This window comes from Paracoccus halophilus (assembly GCF_000763905.1).
In the GTDB taxonomy this organism is placed as follows: domain Bacteria; phylum Pseudomonadota; class Alphaproteobacteria; order Rhodobacterales; family Rhodobacteraceae; genus Paracoccus; species Paracoccus halophilus.
Genome location: NZ_JRKN01000001.1, coordinates 193591 through 213773, shown reverse-complemented (window position 1 = coordinate 213773; position 20183 = coordinate 193591). Strand labels below are relative to the sequence as shown.

Here is a 20183-nt window from a genome sequence, read left to right as displayed (position 1 = left end):
CCCGATCGGTCACGAAACCTCCGCTTGTCAGTTCGAGACGAGCTTTAGCCGATCCGGCAAAGGCCGTTCAACCATCGGCAATTGCGATTCGGTGGCCGGGCGCAGCCCCATCAGCGGTGCGACGCGACGGACCAGTTCGGCCGCGACCAGCGTCGCGGTGGCGCCGGCCGTGCGGCTGACCGCGCCGCTCACCCCGGTCACCGAAGGCTCGTCCAGCGTCACCACCAGCACATATTTCGGATCGCTCGCCGGGAAGACCGAGGCGAATGTCGCCACCACCTTGCTCTTGTAATAGCCGCCGTTCGGGCTGGGCTTGTCGGCGGTGCCGGTCTTGCCGGCGACCTCGTAGCCCGCGACCTCGGCCGAGCGCGCGGTGCCGCGCGTCACCACCTGGCGCAGCATCGCCATCGCCCCCCGCGCCGCCTCGGCGGAAAGCACCTGCTCGTCGCGGCGCGGCTTGCGGCCATGGATCAGCGTCGGGCGTACCCGCGTGCCGCCATTCGCGATGGTGGCATAGGCCGCCGCCAGATGCAGCGGGCTGGTGGCGAGGCCATGGCCGAATGAAACCGTCGCCGCGGTCACCGCGGGCCAGCGCTGCGGCACCAGCGGCCGGCCGGTCGAGGCCTCGCTGATCTCGATGGCGGTCGGCTCGAACAGGCCCAGATCCTTGAGGAATTCCCGCTGCCGCTCGACCCCGACCAGCTGCGCGATGCGCACCGTGCCGACGTTCGAGGATTTCACGATCACGTCGGTTACCGACAACCGTTCGCCGTAATTGCTGAAATCGTTGATCAGATATTTGCCGATCTTCATCGGCGTCTGGGAATTGATCATCGTGTTCGGGCTGACCAGCCTCAGGTCCAGCGCCTGGGCCACCGGGAATATCTTGAAGGTCGAGCCAAGCTCGTATTGCCCCTGAACCGCGCGGTTGAACAGCGGGCTGTCCGACGGATCACCCTTGAGCAGCGGCCGCGGCCGTTCGTTGGGGTCGAAATCGGGCAGGCTGGCCATGGCCACCACCTCGCCGGTCGCGACCTCCATCAGGATGCCGGTCGCGCCCTTGGCGTTCATCACGCTCATGCCGTTGCTCAGCACTTCCTCCATCGCGGCCTGAACGGTCAGGTCCAGCGACAGGGTCAGGGGCGCGCCCTCGTTGGCGGGGTCGCGCAACCATTGGTCAAAGGCCTTTTCCACCCCCGCCACGCCGATCACCTCGGCGCTGGCCACGCCCTCCTTGCCGAAGGTCGAGCCGCCAAGGATATGGCTGGCGATCTTGCCATTGGGGTACAGCCGCATCTCGCGCGGGCCGAACAGCAGCGCCGGCTCGCCGATATCATGGACCGCCTGCATCTGTTCGGGGCTGATCTTCTTCTTGATCCAGACAAAGCTGCGCTTGCCCGAGAAATCCTTGCGCAGGCGCTCCAGGTCAAGATCGGGGAATATCCCGGCCAGCTTGCGCGCCGCCGCCTCGGGGTCGATCATCTGCCGGGGATGGGCATAGAGCGAATAGGTCAGCAGGTTCGTCGCCAGCACCCGCCCATGGCGGTCGGTGATGTCCGCGCGCTGCGAGATGATCTGCGCGCCGGTGGTCTGGACGCGGGGCTCGCTGGGGCGGCTGCTGGCCAGCACCGCCATCTTGAACCCCACCGTGCCAAAGGCCAGCACGAAGCCGGCGGCCATGAAGCACAGCCGGCTGCGCGCTCTGCCGCGCGCCTTGTCCTGGATCTCGGCATGCCGCTGGGCGCGGTTCTCGGCCTCGATCGCATCGGGGTTCTCGCCTCTTTCGCGGGCGCGAAGGATGCGTGCCAGCGGGCGCAGGGGGGTGCGGATCATGGCGTGCTCTCCTGTGGTCGGCGGGGGGGATAGCCCGCGGGGCGTTCGACGATGGCGGCGGCGACGGCCGCCGCGGGCTGTGTCGGCGCGGGAAAGGCGACCTGTCCGACATCGACGAACTGATCGGAGCCGAAGGGCACCAGTTGCAGCCTGTCGAAATTCAGGTTGACCAGTTCCCGCAGCCGCGCGGGACGGTTCAGATAGGCCCATTCGGCGCGGAACACGGCCAGATCCTCGCGCAGGCGGCCGATCTGGTGCTGCACGTCGGACATCTCGGCGATCGTGGCCTGGGTGCGGTAATTCTCGCGATAGGCCCAGAAGGCCAGCCCCATGACGATCAGCGTGGTCAGGAGATACAGCACGGATCGCATCACACCCTCCTTTCGGTCAGCATCGGCAGGCCAAGCGCATCGGGATCGACGCGGCCGGCGGGCGCATCGGTGCGGATACCGACCCGCAACAGCGCCGAGCGCGCGCGCGGATTGGCCGCCATTTCCGCCTCGTCCGGGCCGATGGCGCGACGAAAGGGCAGCCGGAAGGCCGGCGCGGCCTGCGCGGTCTCGGGCGCGTGACGGCTGCCGCCGCCGGCGCTGTTCGAACGCGCCTGCATGAAGCGCTTGACGATCCGGTCCTCGAGCGAATGAAAGCTGACCACCGCCAGCCTGCCGCCCGGGCGCATCGCACGTTCGGCCGCGGCCAGCCCCGCGACAAGCTGGCCGAATTCGTCATTGACCCAGATGCGGATCGCCTGAAAGCTGCGCGTCGAGGGGTGGCTGTGGCCCGGCTTGGGGCGCGGCAGGCAGGCCGAGACGATATCCGACAACTGGCCCGTGCGGCTGATCGGGCGCGCCGCCACGATGGCCTTGGCGATACGGCGCGAGGCGCGCTCTTCGCCGTAAAGATACAGCACGTCGGCGATGGTGGCCTCAGCGGCCGCGTTCAGCAGATCGGCCGCGGTCGGGCCGTCGCCGCCCATGCGCATGTCGAGCGGCCCGTCGCGCATGAAGGAAAAGCCGCGCTCGGGCTGGTCAAGCTGCATCGAGCTGACGCCCAGATCCAGCACCACGCCATCGACCTGGCCGCCGGCCAGCAGGTCCATGTCGGAAAACGTGCCCTGCGCCAGCCGCAGCCGGTCGCCATATGCGCCCGCCCATGCCGCCGCCATGGCAAAGACCGCCGGATCGCGGTCGATGCCGATAACCTGCCGCGCGCCCTGCTCCAGCAGGACGCGCGCATAGCCGCCGGCGCCGAACGTGCCGTCGATCCAGACCCCGTCCACAGGCGCAACGGCCCGCAAAAGCGGGCCAAGCAGGACGGGAATATGGGGATCGGTCGCCCGTGCCATGGCCTAGCCCTGCCCCGGGCTGGACGCCGCCACCTGCTGGGACAGCAGCGACAGCGGATCGGCACCCGGCTCCAGCTCGGGCACGCGGGCCTCGATGGCGCGCTCTTCCTCTTCATAGGCGGCGGGGGACCAGACCTTCAGGTTGTCCCCGCCCGAGATGAACACCGCGCTGTCGGTCAGGCCGATCTTGTCGCGCAGTTTCTGCGGCAGGACCAGCCGGCCGTCGCCGTCGATCTCGGCCTCTTCGGAATGGCCCTGATAGATATGTTCCAGATAGTTGCGGCTGGGACTGCCGCGATCGAGCCGCGAAATCCGCTCGTCGATCTCTTCGATCGCCTCGATGGTGAACAGTTGCAGGTATTTCCAGTCGCGGGTACCGAAGACGATGACCAGTTGCGGACGCTTGCCGGTTTCCCATTCGGGATCGGCGGATTCGAAGACCCGGCGGAACTTGGCCGGAATCGAGACGCGGCCTTTCGCGTCGACCCTGACCTCTTCCGATCCTCTGAACCTGCGCGCCACCGGCCCGCACTCCTTCCACTGTTTCGTCCCTGCCCGTCACCCCGAACAGGAAAAGCGGACCGGGTTGCTGCCACGACCCGATCCGCCACCCTCGTTCCCATCTCTGGGCCCCGTAGTTTCGGGGATCGCGCCCCGCTATCCGCGCCACCTGGGGGAGGTGCTGCTCGCGCGCCGCGGGGTCATGTTCGGAAGCGGGTGCCCGTATGAAGCCTGCTTGTCGCCTTATGGGGTCTTGGCGCCCCTTCAGCCCGTCTCCGTAGGCAATGGATGACACGGGAATTAACGGGGCGCAATGGGTATCTTTGGGACAAGCGGAAAAGTCGCAGCACCGTCACACATGAACATTAAGCGAACATCAAGAAGTCAGCCGAGGCAACACGGAAAGTATTGCTGTCACAATTCACCAGACCACAACATATGGGAGGCGGAACATGGCAAACAGCGGCCCAGGGAATTCCCAGGCGAAGGCGGGCATCTGCCGAAATTCGGCTGAAACTTTGGCATCTGAGCCGGCTTTTCCTCGGCTCTCGGTTGAATCACCGGCCAACACGTTCGAGTGATTCGGCCAAAAATCACGCGACGGAAGATTCTCGCCCCGGTTCCCATGCATTCCCGGCCCTGTTTTCAGCCGCGCCCGATGCCGGTCCCATGATTTCCCGGATCGGCGGCCGGCGCGGTCGCCCGCCGCCTCGCCGCAGGTCCGGGGCGTCAGGCCGGCTCACGCCATGCCGCCGGCAACCAGCCGCTCGGCCAACCGGGCAAAGGAGTGGGCGACGGGGCTGTCCCCCGCCGCGATGGGCGTGCCGTCATCGCCGGCCAGCCGCACCTCCAGGTTCAGGGGAATCTCGCCCAGGAAGGGCAGGCCCAGCTTCGCGGCCTCGGCGGCGACACCGCCATGGCCGAACAGATGCGCCTCATGGCCGCAATTGGGGCAGATATAGGTGGACATATTCTCGACCAGCCCCAGCACCGGGGTTTTCAGCTTGTCGAACATGTCGATCGCCCGGCGCGCATCCAAGAGCGCCACATCCTGCGGCGTCGAGACGATGATGGCGCCGCTGACCTGCGCCTTTTGGCACAGGGACAGCTGCACATCGCCGGTGCCGGGCGGCAGATCGACCAGCAGCACGTCCAGTTCGCCCCATTTCACCTGATTGAGCATCTGCTGCAACGCGCCCATGAGCATCGGGCCGCGCCAGACCACGGCCTCGCCTTCCTTCATCATCAGGCCCAGCGACATGACGGTGACGCCATGCGCGTGCAGCGGCTCGATCATATTGCCTTCGCCGCTGACCCGTTGTCCGGTCAGGCCCAGCATCCGCGGCTGCGAGGGGCCGTATATATCGGCGTCCAGCAACCCGACACGGCGCCCCTGCCGCGCCAGCGCCACCGCCAGATTCGCGGTCAGCGTGGATTTTCCGACGCCCCCCTTGCCCGAACCGATGGCCAGAATCCGCGCCACCCCGCTGACCGGGGCCGGGCCGGCCTGCGGGGTGGGATGACGACCGATCTTCATGCTGGGCGGGGCGTCCCGCCCGCCCCCGGCGCCGGCCGCCGCCCGGGGCGGGGGCGCTTTCGATGCGGCGGGGGCGGTCATCACGATCTGCACCTTCTGATCGCCGCAGAGCGCGGTCAGCCGGCGCTGCGCCTCGGCCTCGACCGGAGCCAGCGCGCGGGCGCTTGCGGCATCCTCCGTCTCGATCACGAATCGGATTGCGCCGGAATCGACATGCAGCGCGCGCAGCAGATCCCTGGAAACCAGGTTTCCACCGCCCGGGACCTCGATCCGCGCAAGCTCCTCAAGCACACGTTCGCGTGATATCGCCATGGCCACCCCCGGATTTCAAAGCCCGCGCAGAATGGCAATTCGCGGCGGGATCGGCAAGCTGGCTGCGACCCGCTGTCGCAGGCTTGACGCTAAGCCATTGTGACCTCGCGTAAATACGACCCATTTTGCCGTGATAGCGCCAGCATTCGATAGCAAAATCGGAAATATTAACTACTTTTTAGTGACTTGCAGCAAGGTTCCAGAAACAGTTATGCCATTTCTGCATAGCAGCATTTCATCGGCAGCCATTGTGCAAACGCAGAAAAGGGATCATGTTCCCCTCAACAGCGCGACGGCAATCCGGCCTGCCGCGCAGACGCAAGAAAGATGAGCAAGTAAAATGGCTGTTCTCGTACTGAACCAGAACAATGTCCGCAACACCGGCCGCATCGCCAAATTCGTGGCCGATCTGCGCGACAACATGGCCCGCCGTTCGGTCTATCGCCAGACCCTGCGCGAACTGGACGAGCTGAGCGATCGCGACCTGAACGACCTGGGCCTGAGCCGGTCGAGCATCCGCAGCGTGGCCTATGAGGCCGCCTGGGGCGCGAAGTAAGGAATAGAATACCCGACCCCCTCCTCCTCCCTGGGGTCCGGGTTCAGGCGGCATCCTCCCTCCTCCTCCCTGAGGATGCCGCCGCCAGAATACGGTGAAGCCCTCTCCTCCTCCCTGGGCTTCGCGGTAAAGGCGGCCTCCCCCTCCTCCTCCCTGGGGAAGCCGCCGACTTATACGGCGGGACCGACCTCCTCCCTGGTCCCGCGGTGCAGGCGGCAGCCTCTTCCTCCTCCCCGAGGGTGCCGCCAAACCGATCCGCCGGGCCCCTCCTCCTCCCTGGGCCGGCGGTGCTGGCGGCGCCCTCCCCCTCCTCCTCCCTGGAGGGTGCCGCCCAAAATCCCCGCGAAGGCGGGACGGAATGCGACGGTCCTCTCCTCCTCCCTGGGACCGTCAGCTTGCGGCGAATGGCATCCTCCTCCCTGCCATGCGCCGCACCCCATACGCGGCCCCTCCTCCTCCCTGGGCCAGCGTTGCGCGGCGGTACCCCCTCCTCCTCCCTGGGTACCGCCGCTTTTTATTTGCGCGGCGGCGGTATAGAGGCAGGCCATGTTGTCCTATCAGCACGCCTATCACGCCGGAAACCTGGCCGATCTGCACAAGCACGCCCTGCTGGCGTGGATGCTGGATTACCTGACCGCCAAGCCGAAACCGCTGAGCTATCTGGAAACCCATGCCGGGCGCGGGCTTTACGACCTGGCCGGCGCGGAAGCGCAAAAGACGGGCGAGGCACGGGCCGGCATCACCCGCGCGCTGGTGCAGGGCTGGCTGGACGCGGATCATCCGCTGTGCCGGGCGCTGCACCAGATCCGCGCCCGGAATGGCGCGACGGCCTATCCCGGCTCGCCGCTGATCGCGGGGCATTTCCTGCGCCCGGGCGATACCGCGCATCTGGCCGAGCTGCACCCCGCCGAGCATGAGGCCCTGACCCGCGTCGCCGGTTTCGCCCATATCCACCGACAGGACGGATTCGCGATGGCACAGGCGCTTTGCCCGCCGGTGCCGCGCCGGGGGCTGCTGCTGATCGACCCCAGCTATGAGGTCAAGGCCGATTACGACCAGATCCCCGGCCAGATCGGCAAGCTGGCGCGGAAATGGAATGTCGGCGTGATCGTGCTGTGGTTCCCGGTGCTGAACGATGCCCGCCACGCGCCGATGATCGCCGCCCTGCGTCGCGATCACCCGCAGGCATTGCTGTCGCAGGTGGCCTTTGCGCCGGCGCGGCCGGGGCATGGCATGACCGGCTCGGGCATGTTCGTGCTCAACCCGCCCTACGGGCTGCAGGACGAGGCGGCGCGAATCGCCGCGATCTACGAGGCGCTATAGGCCAGCGCGGCCGCGAGCCTGCGATCGGTCGCGTCCTCTGGCCCCTCGGCCCAGGGACGAAAGCGCAGCCGAAAGGCGGCCAGCCGCGCCGGGCTGTCGGGATAGCCGATCCGCGCCAGACTGTCGGCCAGCGGCAGATCGCTGCCCGGCCCATCCGGCCAGATCGCCAGCCTCCGCAGGGCCAGCCGCCGCCAGTCAAAGCGCGGGCCGGGGTCGGATTTGCGCTCGGGCGCCAGATCGGAATGGCCGATCACGCCCTGCGGCCCGATTGCCCAACGCCTGAGGATCGCGGCCAGCAGATCCTCGAGCGCGGCCATCTGCGGCTCGGGAAAGGGGCGGTCGCCGGGATTGACCAGCTCGATGCCGATGCTGCGGGAGTTCACATCCTCGCGGCCCTGCCAGCAGCCGGCGCCGGCATGCCAGGCGCGCCTGCCCTCGGGGACCAGCGCCTCGGTCAGGCCGTGCTCGTGGATCAGCCAATGCGCGCTGACCTCGGACGCGGGATCGCACAGGCGGGCGCGGGCCGAAGCCGCGTCCGCCATGCCGGTGTAATGGATCACCACAAGTTCGGGCCGCTGCCCGCGCCGGTCGCCGTGATTGGGCGACAGGCTCACATCCGCGACTGGCGGAAGGGGCGCGGATCCCAGCCGCAGACGAAACCGTCGCCATCCGGGTCAAGCCCGCGCGGGTCGATCATCGGCCCGCCGGCGGCGATAAAGGCGGTCTGCGCCGCATCGGCCGAGGCAAAGCCCCGGCAGGCCCGCTCTGCCGCCGCGACGGATCCGCCGCTGCGCGTGTATTTGCCCGTTCCGGGGGCCTGATCCTCCTGATGGGCATAGCGTACCAGCACCGGGGTCGAGCCGGGATAGGGGCCGCTGGTCGCCACCTGCGCATCGGCGGGAACACCGGCCGGAGCCTTGGTCGCCGCCGCGGGCGTGGCGGCGGTCTGCGCCGGCGCCCGCTTGCCCATGATCGCCTCGGGCGTCGGGGCTTCGGCGGGCAGTTGCACCGGAATCACCCGCGGGATCGGCGCCTTGCCCTGCAGGGCGGCCTCGCGCTCCTGCGAATATGTGGCATAGCCGGTGCCATTGTTCATGGCGCTGTAATTCGGGTTCCAGCCGGTATTCTCGGCACAGGCGGACAGTGCCAGCACGGGGCCGAACACGGCCAGAATCGCGATCCTCTGCATCGTTTGCTCCCAGTTCGGGCCGGTTACCACCAGCGCGTCGGTTTCGCGGTAAACCCTGCCGCAGATTCGAGTACCTGCGCAAGGTTCAACAGTCCGGCTTCGTCCCATGGCCGGCCGATCAGCTGCATGCCCAGCGGCAGGCCCTGCCCGTCCAGCCCCACCGGCACCGAAATACCCGGCAGGCCGGCAAGGTTGACGGTCACGGTAAAGACATCGTTCAGATACATCTCGACCGGATCCTTGCCCGACATCTCGCCCAGGCCGAATGCGGCGCTTGGCGTGGCGGGGGTCAGGATCGCATCGACGCCGGCGGCGTAAGCCTGATCGAAATCGCGCTTGATCAGCGCGCGCACCTTGCGGGCGCGGTTGTAATAGGCGTCGTAAAAGCCCGCCGACAGCACATAGGTGCCGATCATGATCCGCCGCTGCACCTCGGGGCCGAAGCCCTGGGCGCGGGTCTTTTCATACATCTCGACCACGCCATCGCCCTGGCCCAGCCGGGCGCGGCGGCCATAGCGCACCCCGTCATAGCGCGCGAGGTTCGAGGACGCCTCGGCCGGTGCGATGACGTAATAGGCGGGCAGCGCGTATTTCGTGTGCGGCAGGCTGATATCGACGATCTCGGCACCGGCATCGCGCAGCATCTCGGCGCCGCGACGCCACAGCGCGTCGATTTCGTCCGACATGCCCTCCATGCGGTATTCGCGCGGGATACCGATCCTCTTGCCGCGAATATCGCCGGTCAGCGCCGCCTCGTAATCGGGCACCTCGCGTTCGGCGCTGGTCGAATCCTTCGGATCGACCGAGGCCATGGCGCCCAGCATGATCGCGGCGTCGCGCACCGTCTTGGTCATCGGCCCGGCCTGATCCAGCGAGCTGGCAAAGGCGATCACCCCCCAGCGGCTGACCCGGCCATAGGTCGGCTTCAGCCCGACCGTGCCGGTAAAGGCGGCCGGCTGGCGGATCGAGCCGCCGGTATCGGTGCCGGTCGCGGCCATACACAGATCCGCCGCCACCGCCGCCGCCGAGCCGCCCGACGAACCGCCCGGCGTCAACTGCCGGTCATCGACCTTCCACGGGTTCACGACCGGCCCGTAACAGGCGCTTTCGTTCGAGGACCCCATGGCGAATTCATCCATGCTGAGCTTGCCCAGCATGACCGCACCGGCATTCCACAGATTCTGCGTCACCGTCGATTCGTATTGCGGCAGGAAACCGTCAAGAATGCGGCTGGCCGCCTGCGAGGGCACGTCTTTGGTGCAGAACAGATCCTTTATGCCCAGCGGGATGCCGCACATGGCCGGCGCATCGCCGGCGCCGATGCGGCCGTCGGCGGCCGCCGCCATCTCGCGCGCGCGCTCGGGCGTCAGGTGGCTATAGGCGTTCAGCGCCCAGGCGCCCTCGATCGCGGTCAGACAGGCCTCGGTCAGGTCGAGACTGGTGAAATCGCCCCTGCGCAACCCGTCGCGGGCCTGGGCGATGGTCAGCTGGTTCAGATCGCTCATTCCACCACCTTCGGCACGGCAAAGAACCCCTCGCGCGCGTCGGGCGCATTCTTCAGCACCAGATCCTGCATGTCGCCATCGGTGACAACATCCTCGCGCCGCTTGAGGCGCATCGGCTCGACCCCGGTCATCGGCTCGACATCCGTGACATCGACCTCGTTCAGCTGCTCCATGAAATGCAGGATGCCGTTCAGCTCCTGCGCCAGTCCCGGCAGGTCCGCCTCATCGACCGCTATGCGCGCCAGATGCGCGACCTTGCGGGCCTCATCCTCAGTGATCGCCATGGGGGCTCCTTTCGCTTGCGCCGGGTTTACCGCCGCTCTCGGGGCGGGGCAAGCGGGGCCGCCGCGTCGCGGGAACTTTACGCGCTGCCGCCAACTTGGCAGGATGCGCCTGCATCTCGAAAGGAGCCCTCCCATGAAACTGACCTGGCTTGGCCATTCCGGCTTTCGGCTGGAAATCGAAGACGCCGTGATCCTGATCGACCCCTGGCTGTCGGGAAACCCCATGTTCCCCGAGGACCGCCGCACCGAGGCCATCGAGGGCGCGACCCATATCCTGCTGACCCATGGCCATGGCGATCATAGCGGCGACGCGCTGTCCATCGCCCGCGCGCAGAAGATCCCGATCGCCGGCATCTATGACCTGATCGGCACCTGGCAGACCCATCACGGCATCGAGGGCATCGGCTTCAACAAGGGCGGCACCGTCGATCTGGCCGGCGCGAAGGTGACGATGGTGAATGCCTGCCATTCCTCGTCCATCGAGGGAAGCGAAGGGCCGATCTATGCCGGCCACGAATCGGGCTACATGATCGCGGGCGACGGCCATGTGCTCTATGTCAGCGGCGATACCGACATCATGGCCGACATGGAATGGATGGCCGAATATCACCAGCCCGATATCGGCATTCTCTGCGCCGGCGGCCATTTCACCATGGACATGAAGCGCGCGGCCTATGCGGCGCGGAAATATTTCCGTTTCCAGGTCGTGATCCCCTGCCATTACCGCACCTTCCCGCTGCTGGAGCAGAACGCCGATGCGCTGAAATCCGGCCTGCCGGGGGTCAAGGTGATCGAGCCCGAGGTGCTGGAGCCGATCCGCTTCTAGGGCCAGCGATAGCCGCTGCGGCCGGGCCTCGGGCGATCCAGCGGGCCGGCCGGGGCGAAGATCTCGACCAGAAGCGGATGGCAGGCGGCCGTGTCGCTGGAATGCTCGGCGCCGCAATCGCCGCCGGGACAGGCCGACAGGCCGCCGATCAGGTCGATCTCGGCGAAGAACTCGATATAGTCGCCGGGACGCACCGGGCTGGCCTTCATGAAATACTGCCCGGTATCGCGGGTGAAGCCGGTGCACATGAAGACATTGAGCACGTCATGGACCAGCGGCTCGGCCGCCTCGCGCCCGAGGCCCAGTTCCTCGGCCAGCGCATTGGTCAGGTTGGAATGACAGCAGCGGTGGTAATCCTCGCCGCTGAGCATGTGATGGGTATAGGGATCGCAGCGCGTGCCGATCACGTCATGAACCGAGCCGCCATGTTCGTCGATGCCGTACCATTCCAGCGTATCCTCGGTCACCGTGGCCATCGGCCGCAGATAAGGAAAGCCGGACCACATGCGGTCGCCGCGCGTCAGATGCGTGCCATGCAGCGCCCGCGTCTTGCCGGAATAGAAGCGTTCCTGCGGGTCGGCGGCGGACCACAGGTTCAGATCGCCGACCTGCGGCCCCTGAACGCTGGTGATGCGAAAGAAATGGCCGGCCGGAACGTGGAAGCAGCGCGCCTCGCGCGGGGGGACCAGGCATTCGCCGGTCTTGCGCGCATTGGGCCGCGCCCGCGCCAGGGTCGCCATATCGGGATCGGGCAGCGTGGCATTGGGATAGCAGATCACGGGCTCGACAGCCCGGCGCTCTGCCGCGTCAGAGGGGATGGAACTGTTCATGGGCGCGATGCTAGGGGGCGGCGGGCCAGCCCGCAAGACATGACCGGCTGGCCCGGCCGCAGCGTCGGATGGATATTTGGGTGAAGAAGAAATGCCCGACGCGGCGCGGCGTCGGGCACCACCTTCAGGCCGTGAGGCGGCGATCCGCCTCGAGCGGCAGCGGCGCAAAGCTGAAATAGGCATACATCTGTTCCAGAACGGCCAGTGCCGCCAGCGCGGCGCGGTCCCGGGCCGGGTCGATTGCGGCGACCTGGGCCGCGTTCTTGTGGTTTTCGGCGCGAATGGTCATCTGTGGTCTCCGGGTTGAAGGTCTGCTTCCCCCCTTGCCGGAAATATAACGCCGCGCCGCAGCATTTTCCATGGCTGCAACGCGGCGTCACTGCTGCGGGCCGGGGATACCGGCCATGTGCGTGGCGCGGGTCAGACGATCCGGTCGACCATCATATGCTTGATCGAGGCGATCGCCTTGGCCGGGTTCAGCCCCTTGGGGCAGGTATTGGTGCAGTTCATGATCGTGTGGCAGCGATAGAGCTTGAACGGATCCTCGAGATCGTCGAGCCGTTCGCCTGTGGCCTCGTCGCGCGAATCGATGATCCAGCGATAGGCGGCCAGCAGCGCCGCCGGGCCAAGATAACGGTCGCCGTTCCACCAGTAGCTGGGGCAGGCGGTCGAGCAGCTGGCGCAGAGGATGCATTCGTAAAGCCCGTCCAGCTTCTTGCGATCCTCGATCGACTGGCGCCATTCTTTGTCCGGGGTCGGCGTTTCCGTCCGCAGATAGGGATGGACCGAGGCGTGCTGAGCGTAGAAATGCGTCAGGTCCGGCACCAAGTCCTTGACCACCGGCATATGCGGCAGCGGGTAGATGTTCACGTCGCCCTTGATCTCGTCCATGCCGTAGATGCAGGCCAGATGGTTGCCGCCATCGATATTCATCGCGCAGGAGCCGCAGATCCCCTCGCGGCAGGAGCGGCGGAAGGTCAGCGTCGGGTCGATCTCGTTCTTGATCTTGATCAGCGCGTCCAGCACCATCGGCCCGCAACGGTCCATATCGACGAAATAGCTGTCGATACGCGGGTTTTCCCCGGTATCCGGGTCCCAGCGATAGATGTTGAAGCGGCGCAGATTGGTCGCGCCATCCGGTTTTGGCCAGGTTTTCCCGACCCGCATGCGGCTGTTCTTGGGAAGGTTGAATTGGACCATTGGGGTATCTCCTGGTGGTCAGGCCGGACGCGCCTGAAAGCGGTCGTGGCGGATATTGGCATGGGGCCAGCGGGTCGCAAAGGACCACAGCAGCTCCTTGTAGGCGGCATGGCCCTTGCGGGCGACGCTGTGGAACAGCGAGGACGGCTTGAGGTTCCGGGGCAGATCGTTCGACAGCCAGCCGGCCTCGCGCGGGAGGATCCAGGGCAGGATGCCGTTGCGGAACAGCCAGTGACAGAAGGGGATGTCGCAGGCGCCGGCATTCGGCTCGATCTCGGACAAGGGCGGGATCGAGGAGCCGCGCGCGCAAAGCGTGCCGGTGCCGATGATCGAGGCGCCCAGCACCTGCTCGACCGGCTGGTGAAAGATGTAATTGTCCCAGGCCGTCTGCGGCGCGGCGCGCGGCCCGACATAGATATTGCCCTGATAGCCGACGACATTGCCCTGCGGGCCGATGGCGTTCAGATGCGCCAGCGTGCGGGCGACGTAATCGGCCGGATAGCCGATATCGTCGTCGATGGTAAAGACGATGTCGTCCGGCGCGGGCGTGAACCAGAACTTGCCGGCATCCTTGACGTCACGGTCGGGGATGATGGCAGTCACCCGCGCGTCCTTGGCCAGATAGCCCGGAATCTCCTGATAGCCGTTCAGGACCACGAACAGGTGATCGACCTGCGGCAGGATCGCCGCGCAGGTCCTGCGCAGCAGCCGGCGGCGCGGCGGAAAGGTGGCCAGATGGGCACGGATCACGACGCGCCCCCCCAGCCCGGCATCTGGTAGAGCGAGCGCGACGGAGCCTGGCCCGAGCGGCTGATCACACAGTCGCGGAACAACGCCTCGGGGTCGTCGATGCGGCGGCTGTATTCGGGGCTGAAGTCGATCCCCATATAGCCGCCGTGATGGCCGCCCGAGCCGATTCCGACGCTGAGCCGCGGATGCGCGCGCATGCCGAAGGAACCCTGGCCGAGGTTCTGGCTGCAATAGCGCTCGGCCTCGGGAAGGGGCAGGTTCTGCCGCGGCTGCGCGCAGGCCGCCAGCCCCAGCATCGCTGCCGGGGCCAGAAAGGCGCGCAGATACCGCGGCACGGACATCAGGCCTGTCCCCGACCGGCGGCAGCCGCATTGGCGATGCACTGCCCGGTCGCCGGACGGCTGACGATGACGGCAACCGCGCTCTGGGGATCGGAGCTGGTGGTAATATTGGCCAGTTCGCTCGGCGAGGCGTTCGCCATCACGCAATCGGTAAAGGGCGCGATATTGTAGCCCGACACCTTGGCCGCCATTTCGCGGTTGATGATGACCCGGGCCGAGCTGCGGATCGCGGCATCGGGCGCGGGCGCCGGCGGGCTGGTCGGCATCGGCATCGGCGCCATGCCGGGGTTTTGCACCACGCAGCCGGACAATGCCAGTGCAGCAACGGTCATGATCAGGGAAAGACGCATCAGTAGACCCTTTTCTTCGGAGCGATCTTGTTCAGGTCGATGCCGCCCTCCTCTTGCGCTGTCAAAGGCTCGAGATGGACCGGCCGATAGGCCAGTTTAACATCGTTGCCTTCGATCCATGCAAGCGAGTGCTTGCGCCAGTTGGCATCATCCCGCTCGGGCCAGTCCTCATGGGCATGGGCGCCCCGGCTTTCCTTGCGCGCCTCGGCCGCGACGATGGTGGCCAGCGCGTTGGGCATCAGGTTGGTCAGCTCCAGCGTCTCCATCAGGTCGGTATTCCAGATCAGCCCGCGATCGGTGACCTTCAGGTCATCCAGCTTGGCGGCGATCACCTTCATCTTCTCGACGCCCTCGGCCAGGGTCTTGTCGGTGCGGAAGACGGCGGCATCGGCCTGCATGGTCTTTTGCATCTCAAGCCGCAATTCGGCGGTCGGGGTGCCACCATCGGCATTGCGGATCCGGTCGAAACGGTCCAGCGCGCGATCGACCGCCTCCTTGTTGGTCAGCGGGATCGGCGCATTGCGGTCGATCACCTCGCCGGCACGGATCGCGGCGGCGCGGCCGAACACGACAAGGTCGATCAGGCTGTTCGAACCCAGCCGGTTCGCACCATGCACGCTGGCACAGCCCGCCTCGCCCACCGCCATCAGGCCGGGGAAGATTGCATCCGGTTCCTCTTCGGTCGGGTTCAATACCTCGCCCCAGTAGTTCGTCGGAATGCCGCCCATGTTATAGTGCACCGTCGGCAGGATCGGGATCGGCTCGCGCGTGACATCGACACCGGCGAAAATCTTGGCCGATTCCGAAATCCCCGGCAGACGCTCATGCAGGCTTTCGGGCGGCAGGTGCTGCAGGTTCAGGAACATGTGGTCCTTGTGTTCGCCCACACCGCGACCTTCGCGGATCTCCAGCGTGATGCAGCGGCTGACCACGTCGCGGCTGGCCAGATCCTTGTAGGTGGGCGCGTAGCGTTCCATGAAACGCTCGCCCTCGGAGTTGGTCAGATAACCGCCCTCGCCGCGCGCGCCCTCGGTGATCAGGCAGCCCGAACCATAGATCCCGGTCGGGTGGAACTGCACGAATTCCATGTCCTGCAGCGGCAGGCCGGCGCGCGCCACCATGCCGCCGCCGTCGCCGGTGCAGGTATGGGCGCTGGTCGCGCTGAAATAGGCGCGGCCGTAACCGCCGGTGGCCAGCACCACCATCTTGGCGTTGAAGACATGGATGGTGCCGTCATCCAGCTTCCAGCAGACGACGCCGGTGCAGCGGCCGTCGGTGATGATCAGGTCCAGCGCGAAATATTCGATGAAGAATTCGGCCTTTTCCTTCAGCGACTGGCCGTAAAGCGTGTGCAGGATGGCGTGGCCGGTGCGGTCGGCGGCGGCGCAGGTGCGCTGCACGGGCGGGCCTTCGCCGAATTCGGTGGTATGGCCGCCAAAGGGACGCTGATAGATCTTGCCCTCTTCGGTGCGGCTGAAGGGAACCCCGTAATGCTCCAGCTCATAAACGGCCTTGGGGGCCTCGCGCGCCAGGTATTCCATGGCGTCCGTGTCGCCCAGCCAGTCCGAGCCCTTGACGGTGTCGTACATGTGCCATTGCCAGTTGTCGGGGCCCATGTTGGACAGGCTGGCGGCAATGCCGCCCTGCGCCGCGACCGTGTGGGAGCGGGTCGGAAAGACCTTGGTCACGCAGGCGGTGCGCAGCCCCTGTTCGGCCATGCCCAGCGTGGCGCGCAGCCCGGCGCCGCCGGCGCCCACGACCACCACGTCATAATCATGCGTTACATATTGATATTCGGACATGGTGGACCCTCAGATGACGACGATCGCGCCCAGACCCATGCGGGCCAGCGCGTAGATGGCAAAGGCGATGACCGCCCAGCCAAAGATGACGGATGCGATGATCGCGGCCTTGCGGGCACCGCCCTGCAGGTAATCGTCGATCATGATCCGGGTGCCCTTGATGAAATGGAGCATGCCGACGATGATGAACAGCGCCGTGATCAGGGCCGGGAAGGGGCGGCCGAAATAGACGACCAGCAGTTCCTGCGGCAGGCCGATGGCGCGGGCGACGGTGATCATGAACAGCGGCGTCAGGATCAGCAGCGCCACGGCGGTGACGGTCATCGCCCAGTGATGCTGCGTGCCCTCATGGGCGGAGCCCAGCCCTTCGGCGGCCTTGCGGGGGGTGATATAGCGCATGTCCCTGCCCTTCCCTCAGAATGCGAAAAACACGATCAGCGTCAGCACGGCCAGCCCGACCGAGCCGGCGATCAGCGCCTGGCTGGATTTATGCGATGCCTCGATGGTCATACCGTAACCCGCATCGTAGAACAGGTGCCGGATACCGGCGAGCAGGTGATACCACAGCGCCCACATCGAGCCGGTCAGCACCAGAAAGCCCAGCCAGGACCGCAGCACCCAATCCGCCCAGGCGAATGCGCCCGGCGAGGTGACGGCCGCGACCAGCCACCAGACGATCAGCACGATGCCCGCGACCAGCGCATGGCCGGTGATGCGGGTCATGATCGAGGTGATTGCGGCTAGGGGCAGGCGGTAAACCTGCAAATGCGGTGACAGCGGCCGGTTGCCCCGGTTGACGTCAGCCATGATGCGCTCTCCTGCGTTCAGGGGCCCTCGGCGCGACGGCTGGCGGCGAGGGCTGGCCGGTATGGTCATTTCATGTTTGGCGATGTTTCTAGTGATTTTCTCGCATCTGTCACGACCGCTGACCAGACGAAAGACGGATAAGGACGGATTTTCCATTTTTGTGATCACACAATCGCGCCATGTGATCACAGTTTGGCGCTTGTTGGCGGTACCATGGCAGACTCACCCGTTCGCCCAAAAACCCGAGTGATTTCGTTGCCATCCCGGCAATCCGAGCCGGGAAGCGCCGCGCCATCGCAGGAAACCGGCCAGCTTGTGATCACCGGCACCGGCAGGCGATGCCCGGCCGCCTATTGCTGGCCCAGCTTCATCTCGGGGCTGTAATCCGCCTCGATCTCCTTGGTCACGGCCTGGGCGCAGCGCATCCGGCCCGACGCAGCGTCAAAGGCCATGGCGGGGCCGCCATGCAGTTGCCAGCCCCGCGACAGCGCCAGGCTGACCTTGTGGCAGAAATCCGATGTGTCGTCTTCGGTCAACAGGCGATAGATCAGAGGCATGTCAGGCTCCGAACGGGTTATAGCCAAGCCAGGCGTGGATCAGGCCCATCACCAGCAGCACGATGACGGCGCCGGCGGCGGCCATCACCTCCTTGCGCAGCGGCACCTCGGCCGGCGCCGGCTGCCAGGCCGGATCGGCGCGGTTGATCACCGCCATCTCGACCAGCGCCCAGACAAACAGCCCGCCGAACAGGATGAACGAGGGCAGATCGCCATTCGGCAGCAGATGCGCAAAGGCCCATAGCGCGAATCCGGTCAGTTGCGGGTGGCGCAGCCGGCGGCCGATGCGGGTCTTCATGCCATCGGCCGCGAAGAGGTAGATCGCGACCAGCACCAGCAGGTTGTTCACCCCCTTGAGCGGCGCGCTGGCGCCCCACCAGACGGGGCCCCCGCTCATCCGGTAGCCGATCACCATCAGAACCACCGCGACCAGCAGCGCGCCGGCCACCGCGCCGCGGCCCAGTTGCGCGCGCAGCCCGGGCGCGATGCGCTTCATCAGATGCGCCGCCCACCACAGCGCCACGCCGAGTATCAGTATGAACATCTGGCTTGCCTCTTGCTGGATGTCGGTTGCGGTTAACTTGGGGTCATTCGGCGCGCAGCGCAATCGCCTCGGCCATGGCAAGGGTGGCGCGGGCGGCCTCGACATGCAGATTCTCGACGATCTGGCCCTCGAGCACGGCGATCCCCTGCCCCTGCGCCACGGCAGTGTCAAAGGCGGCGATCTGGCGCCGCGCCAGGTCCAGCTCGGCTTCGGTCGGGGCAAAAACCTCGTTGGCGATGGCCAGCTGCGCGGGGTGAATCAGGCTTTTGCCGTCGAACCCCATCTCGCGCCCCTGCTCGCATTCGGCGCGCAGCCCGGCTTCGTCCTGATAGGCGTTGTAGACTCCGTCCACGATCACCCTGCCATGGGCGCGCGCCGCCAGCAGGCACAGGCCCAGCCCGGCCATCAGCGGCTGCCGGTCGGGACGAAAGCGGGCGCGCAGTTCCTTCATCAGGTCGTTCGTGCCGATGACCATGCCGCGCAGCTGCGGATGGGCCGCGATCTCGGCGGCGTTGAGCATGCCCTCGGGCGTCTCCATCATCGCCCAGAGGGGGGCGCCGGGGACGCGCGCGATCACCCGGTCCAGATCGGCGCCGCGCGCGACCTTGGGCACCAGCACGGCATCGGCGGCGCGGCCAAAGGCGCGCAGATCGCCCTCGGCCCATTCGGTATCCATGCCGTTGATGCGCACGATCCGCACCCTTGGGCCGAAATCCTGCAGCAGCGCCTTGGCCAGCAGGTCGCGCGCCGGAACCTTTTCGGCCGCCGTCACGGCATCCTCGAGATCGAAGATGATCGCGTCGGCGGGCAGGCTGCGCGCCTTTTCCATCGCGCGGGCATTCGCCGCCGGGACATACAGGACTGAACGACAGGGACGCATCATCGGGGCCTCATCTCGGTTTTCCGCCCAAGGCTGCCCCGGACGCCCCCGAAGCGCAAGCGCCCCTGGCTGCGACCTATTGCAGCCCGTCCCAGACCAGCTTGAGCGAAACCACCGCCAGCGCCCAGGTGATGAACTTGTAAAAGAACGTGGCGGGCAGGCGCTTGATGATCCACAGCCCGGCCGCCACCCCCAGGAGCGCCGGCACGATCAGCGCGGCCGAGACCGCGAGGTTCTGCGCCGAAAGCTGCCCCAGCGAGGCATAGGGGATCAGCTTCACCGCATTGGTGATGGCAAAGAAGATGGTGGTGGTGCCGGCGTAAAGCATCGGCTCCATCCGCATCGGCTGGACATAGATCTGATAGGGCGGCGCGCCGGAATGGGACACGAAACTGACATAGCCCGAGACGATGCCCCAGGCGCTGCCCGCACCCCAGGACGCCCCGCGCCCAAACTGCCCGGCAAGCGAGGGGCGCAGAAAGGCGTTGAGGCAGAACCCCAGGCCGATCAGGCCGACGATCAGCCCGATGCGGCTTTCATCGACCAGGCTGGCGGTCGCCCAGCCCAGCATGACCCCGGTGATCATGCCCGGAATCAGCGTCGCCAGCACCCGCCGGTCAAAGCTGCGCCGGAACGCGATCAGCCCGCCGATATCCGAGACGATATAGACCGGCAGCAGAATCCCCGCCGCCTGCACCGGCGAGATGACCAGCGCCATCAGCGGCACGCCGAGCATGCCGACCATCGACAGGCCACCCTTGGCCAGCCCGACCGCGAACGCGGCGATGCAGGCCAGAACCCAGCCGAGAATCCCCATATCCATGACGCCCTCCGACCATCCTGCGCACCGCCTATGCCAGTGTGCGACCGGAGGCAACGCACAAGATATACCCCTGTTAGCGTGCAAGGCC

Annotated in this window: 25 protein-coding genes; 3 read left to right on the top strand and 22 right to left on the bottom strand. The window is 66.6% G+C overall.

What is annotated here, in order from left to right; all coding sequences use genetic code 11:
- Positions 1–27 precede the first annotated feature (27 nt).
- The 5 genes from IT41_RS01055 to IT41_RS01035 form a co-directional block, all read right to left on the bottom strand.
- Positions 28–1833 carry a peptidoglycan D,D-transpeptidase FtsI family protein gene (locus IT41_RS01055; protein WP_036737999.1) on the bottom strand — a complete coding sequence of 602 codons (1806 nt, stop codon included), beginning with the start codon at positions 1831–1833 and terminating at the stop codon, positions 28–30.
- The gene (ftsL, locus tag IT41_RS01050; RefSeq protein WP_036737996.1) at positions 1830–2204 is read right to left on the bottom strand and encodes a cell division protein FtsL; all 375 of its coding nucleotides are present in this window, start codon (positions 2202–2204) and stop codon (positions 1830–1832) included. The genes IT41_RS01055 and ftsL overlap by 4 nt, the downstream gene beginning before the upstream one ends.
- Positions 2204–3178: a 16S rRNA (cytosine(1402)-N(4))-methyltransferase RsmH gene (gene rsmH, locus IT41_RS01045; protein ID WP_036737994.1), complete on the bottom strand. Its 975-nt coding sequence runs from the start codon at positions 3176–3178 to the stop codon at positions 2204–2206. The genes ftsL and rsmH overlap by 1 nt, the downstream gene beginning before the upstream one ends.
- Positions 3179–3181: 3 nt before the next feature.
- Positions 3182–3700 (bottom strand): division/cell wall cluster transcriptional repressor MraZ, encoded by a 519-nt coding sequence (mraZ, locus tag IT41_RS01040; RefSeq protein ID WP_052081217.1) that lies wholly within the window; start codon positions 3698–3700, stop codon positions 3182–3184.
- A 718-nt stretch (positions 3701–4418) separates the two neighbouring features.
- Positions 4419–5528: an Mrp/NBP35 family ATP-binding protein gene (locus IT41_RS01035; protein ID WP_036737992.1), complete on the bottom strand. Its 1110-nt coding sequence runs from the start codon at positions 5526–5528 to the stop codon at positions 4419–4421.
- A gap of 340 nt (positions 5529–5868) precedes the next feature.
- On the opposite strand from IT41_RS01035, the gene IT41_RS01030 reads away from it, so the two are divergent.
- Together IT41_RS01030 and IT41_RS01025 are read left to right on the top strand one after the other, a co-directional pair.
- The gene (locus tag IT41_RS01030; RefSeq protein ID WP_036737989.1) at positions 5869–6084 is read left to right on the top strand and encodes a DUF1127 domain-containing protein; all 216 of its coding nucleotides are present in this window, start codon (positions 5869–5871) and stop codon (positions 6082–6084) included.
- 546 nt (positions 6085–6630) lie between these two features.
- A complete protein-coding gene (locus IT41_RS01025) occupies positions 6631–7407 on the top strand; it encodes a 23S rRNA (adenine(2030)-N(6))-methyltransferase RlmJ (protein WP_036737987.1) in 777 nt (258 codons plus the stop codon).
- Here the strand turns inward: IT41_RS01025 and IT41_RS01020 are convergent.
- The 4 genes from IT41_RS01020 to gatC are packed head-to-tail and all read right to left on the bottom strand — an operon-like array spanning position 7392 to position 10385.
- The gene (locus IT41_RS01020) at positions 7392–8021 is read right to left on the bottom strand and encodes an N-acetylmuramoyl-L-alanine amidase (RefSeq protein ID WP_036737985.1); all 630 of its coding nucleotides are present in this window, start codon (positions 8019–8021) and stop codon (positions 7392–7394) included. The genes IT41_RS01025 and IT41_RS01020 overlap by 16 nt on opposite strands.
- Entirely contained in the window at positions 8018–8596 is a 579-nt protein-coding gene (locus IT41_RS01015; RefSeq protein WP_036737983.1) for a hypothetical protein, read from the bottom strand. The genes IT41_RS01020 and IT41_RS01015 overlap by 4 nt, the downstream gene beginning before the upstream one ends.
- A gap of 23 nt (positions 8597–8619) precedes the next feature.
- Positions 8620–10101 (bottom strand): Asp-tRNA(Asn)/Glu-tRNA(Gln) amidotransferase subunit GatA, encoded by a 1482-nt coding sequence (gene gatA, locus IT41_RS01010; protein ID WP_036737982.1) that lies wholly within the window; start codon positions 10099–10101, stop codon positions 8620–8622.
- The gene (gene gatC / locus IT41_RS01005) at positions 10098–10385 is read right to left on the bottom strand and encodes an Asp-tRNA(Asn)/Glu-tRNA(Gln) amidotransferase subunit GatC (protein WP_036737981.1); all 288 of its coding nucleotides are present in this window, start codon (positions 10383–10385) and stop codon (positions 10098–10100) included. The genes gatA and gatC overlap by 4 nt, the downstream gene beginning before the upstream one ends.
- A gap of 133 nt (positions 10386–10518) precedes the next feature.
- Here gatC and IT41_RS01000 point away from each other — a divergent pair, with 133 nt between their 5' ends.
- Positions 10519–11211 carry a metal-dependent hydrolase gene (locus tag IT41_RS01000; RefSeq protein WP_036737980.1) on the top strand — a complete coding sequence of 231 codons (693 nt, stop codon included), beginning with the start codon at positions 10519–10521 and terminating at the stop codon, positions 11209–11211.
- Here the strand turns inward: IT41_RS01000 and IT41_RS00995 are convergent.
- From IT41_RS00995 to IT41_RS00940, 13 genes are all read right to left on the bottom strand, one after another.
- Positions 11208–12041 (bottom strand): urea carboxylase-associated family protein, encoded by an 834-nt coding sequence (locus tag IT41_RS00995; RefSeq protein ID WP_036737979.1) that lies wholly within the window; start codon positions 12039–12041, stop codon positions 11208–11210. The two genes, IT41_RS01000 and IT41_RS00995, sit on opposite strands and share 4 nt — an antisense overlap.
- A 124-nt stretch (positions 12042–12165) precedes the next feature.
- Positions 12166–12330: a hypothetical protein gene (locus IT41_RS20530; protein WP_156116948.1), complete on the bottom strand. Its 165-nt coding sequence runs from the start codon at positions 12328–12330 to the stop codon at positions 12166–12168.
- A 131-nt stretch (positions 12331–12461) separates the two neighbouring features.
- The gene (locus IT41_RS00990; protein ID WP_036737977.1) at positions 12462–13241 is read right to left on the bottom strand and encodes a succinate dehydrogenase iron-sulfur subunit; all 780 of its coding nucleotides are present in this window, start codon (positions 13239–13241) and stop codon (positions 12462–12464) included.
- Between the two features lie 18 nt (positions 13242–13259).
- Positions 13260–13991 carry a hypothetical protein gene (locus tag IT41_RS00985; protein WP_036737976.1) on the bottom strand — a complete coding sequence of 244 codons (732 nt, stop codon included), beginning with the start codon at positions 13989–13991 and terminating at the stop codon, positions 13260–13262.
- Positions 13988–14332 (bottom strand): hypothetical protein, encoded by a 345-nt coding sequence (locus tag IT41_RS00980; protein WP_036737975.1) that lies wholly within the window; start codon positions 14330–14332, stop codon positions 13988–13990. The genes IT41_RS00985 and IT41_RS00980 overlap by 4 nt, the downstream gene beginning before the upstream one ends.
- Positions 14332–14682 (bottom strand): hypothetical protein, encoded by a 351-nt coding sequence (locus IT41_RS00975; protein WP_036737973.1) that lies wholly within the window; start codon positions 14680–14682, stop codon positions 14332–14334. The genes IT41_RS00980 and IT41_RS00975 overlap by 1 nt, the downstream gene beginning before the upstream one ends.
- Positions 14682–16484, bottom strand: coding sequence for a succinate dehydrogenase flavoprotein subunit (gene sdhA, locus IT41_RS00970; protein WP_036737972.1), 1803 nt, complete (start codon positions 16482–16484; stop codon positions 14682–14684). Before sdhA ends, IT41_RS00975 begins: the two co-directional genes overlap by 1 nt.
- 9 nt (positions 16485–16493) lie before the next feature.
- Complete coding sequence (locus IT41_RS00965) at positions 16494–16883, bottom strand: succinate dehydrogenase, hydrophobic membrane anchor protein (RefSeq protein ID WP_036737971.1); 390 nt, start codon at positions 16881–16883, stop codon at positions 16494–16496.
- Between the two features lie 15 nt (positions 16884–16898).
- Positions 16899–17291 (bottom strand): succinate dehydrogenase, cytochrome b556 subunit, encoded by a 393-nt coding sequence (gene sdhC / locus IT41_RS00960; RefSeq protein ID WP_036737970.1) that lies wholly within the window; start codon positions 17289–17291, stop codon positions 16899–16901.
- A 350-nt stretch (positions 17292–17641) separates the two neighbouring features.
- The gene (locus IT41_RS00955; RefSeq protein WP_036737967.1) at positions 17642–17848 is read right to left on the bottom strand and encodes a DUF1737 domain-containing protein; all 207 of its coding nucleotides are present in this window, start codon (positions 17846–17848) and stop codon (positions 17642–17644) included.
- A gap of 1 nt (position 17849) precedes the next feature.
- Entirely contained in the window at positions 17850–18392 is a 543-nt protein-coding gene (locus IT41_RS00950; protein WP_036737965.1) for an NnrU family protein, read from the bottom strand.
- A 43-nt stretch (positions 18393–18435) separates the two neighbouring features.
- Entirely contained in the window at positions 18436–19275 is an 840-nt protein-coding gene (locus IT41_RS00945) for an HpcH/HpaI aldolase/citrate lyase family protein (protein WP_036737964.1), read from the bottom strand.
- 73 nt (positions 19276–19348) lie between these two features.
- Positions 19349–20095 (bottom strand): sulfite exporter TauE/SafE family protein, encoded by a 747-nt coding sequence (locus IT41_RS00940; protein ID WP_036737963.1) that lies wholly within the window; start codon positions 20093–20095, stop codon positions 19349–19351.
- Between the last annotated feature and the right edge of the window lie 88 nt (positions 20096–20183).